The following is a 1,926-nucleotide window of genomic DNA, read 5'->3' as shown; positions in this document are numbered from 1 at the left end:
GAGATAATCTTTTGCTGCAGACAGGGTCATTGCCAGTACCGCGCCCTTCGTCATGCTATAAGCAAACCTATCGGGCAAACCAACCAATGCAGCAATTGAACTGAGGTTTAAAATGGCGCCCCCACCATTTGCCTGTAACAGGGGTATGGCAGCCAGCATACAATTATACACTCCTTTGACATTAACCCTGAAAAGCCGGTCAAAGTCTGCTTCGGGGGTCGTCGTTAATTTTCCTACATGGGCCACACCCGCATTATTGATCAGCACATCCAGGCGGGGAATTTGTTGAAATACCTTTAGTACAGCTGCCTGATCTGAAACATCGCAGGTATGTAGGGTGGCACTGGCGCCAAAAGCAGCCAGTTCGGATTCTACAGCAGGCCAGCTGGCTTCATTTAATTCAATAACATGTACGGTTGCGCCTTGTTTAGCGAAGGCCAGGGTGGCAGCTTTTCCAATACCACTGGCACCGCCCGTAATTACAACTGTTTTATTCAAATAAGAAAAGATCATCCGATTTATTTTAATGTCCGGGTTGAACTGTAACAACCAGGTTCTTTTTTGATTGATTATAACCAAACATACCAACCACAGCAAAGCAAAGCAGTGGAATAATATATGCAAGCTGAATATTACCCCCTGTTAGGTCGGATAGCTGACCCATTACCAGCGGGAAGAAAGCGCCCCCAACAATTGCCATAACCAGCAAAGAAGATGCCATACGGGCAGCAGCGCCCAAACCGGCTATTCCAAGTGCAAAGATAGTGGGGAACATAATTGACATGAAAAAAGGAACAGCCATAACGGCATATACTGCAATCGGACCACTTACAAAACAAGCTATGAACAACAAGCCGATGCAGATCGAGGAATAGATCATCAATAACCTGGCCGGACTGATGTATTTCATAAAGAAAGTGCCTGTAAAACGGCCAATCATAAAGCCGATCATAGCAATAGAAAGGTATTCGGAGGCGGGCTTTTCGGGAAGGTCCATCGTGTATTTGGAGTAGCGGATAAAAAAGCTTCCTACGCCAACCTGTGCACCCACATAAAAAAATTGGGCTAATACCGCCCAGCGAACCTGGGGGATAGCCAGTACGGAAAAGGAAAATTTATCGTCGGCAGAGGTAGACTCCGAAGGCGCTTCTTCTCCTTCCGGTAGTTTAACTACTAAAAACAAGGCTACCAGAATAAATACAACCACGCCTATAACAAGATAGGGCAACCGAACAGCGTTGGCTTCTTCCTGTAAATAGGCCTGCAGGGTACCCGCCTGTTCCATGGCTTTCAGGGTTTCATCACTGTGCTCAATGCCGGTTAGAATAAATTTTCCACCGATCAGGGGAGCCAGGAAAGCGCCTACCCCGTTAAAGGACTGGGCAAAATTGAGCCGCTGTGTAGCCGTTGCAGGATCGCCCAATTTGGTAATATATGGATTGGCAATAGTTTCCAGGAAGGTAGCTCCCCCTGCAATTACAAAAAGAGCAGCCAGGAAAAAAGCATAGGACCTGGTATCAGCAGAGGGAAGAAAAAGCAGGGCGCCAACACCATATAATACCAGCCCGAAAATGATGCCTTTTTTAAAGCCATATTTATTCATAAACCAGCCGGCTGGTAGTGCAACGGCAAAATAAGCCATATACACTGCAAAGTCGATCAGGGCCGATTGGGTATCATTCAGTTGACAGGCTTTTTTAAGGTGAGGAATTAATATCGGGTTGATATTATGCAGGAAAGCCCATAGAAAAAACAGGGAAGTAACCAGGATAAACGGTAATAAGTACTTGTTCTTGGATGACATGCAAGCTTAATTTAGTAGGGTGCTATTGAGTTTGGAAAATTAGGTTGTATGTACGGTACCAGTACCGTCAAATTGCGCAAATTATCCGAATATATTAACAAGTTATTGGGAATCTATATCCC

General features: G+C 45.3%; 2 protein-coding genes. Both read right to left on the bottom strand.

Annotated elements, in window-relative coordinates; translation table 11 throughout:
• Window positions 1–513: SDR family oxidoreductase (locus A1D16_RS19115; protein WP_290712497.1), on the bottom strand; the 513-nt coding region annotated here is incomplete at its 3' end.
• A 10-nt stretch (window positions 514–523) separates the two neighbouring features.
• Window positions 524–1,804: an L-fucose:H+ symporter permease gene (gene fucP, locus A1D16_RS19110; RefSeq protein WP_290712495.1), complete on the bottom strand. Its 1,281-nt coding sequence runs from the start codon at window positions 1,802–1,804 to the stop codon at window positions 524–526.
• Between the last annotated feature and the right edge of the window lie 122 nt (window positions 1,805–1,926).

The organism is Flavihumibacter sp. CACIAM 22H1 (genome assembly GCF_001601815.1).
Lineage (GTDB): Bacteria > Bacteroidota > Bacteroidia > Chitinophagales > Chitinophagaceae > Flavihumibacter.
The sequence above is the reverse complement of the archived record's forward strand: the minus strand, read 5'-3'. Positions and strand labels throughout refer to the sequence as shown.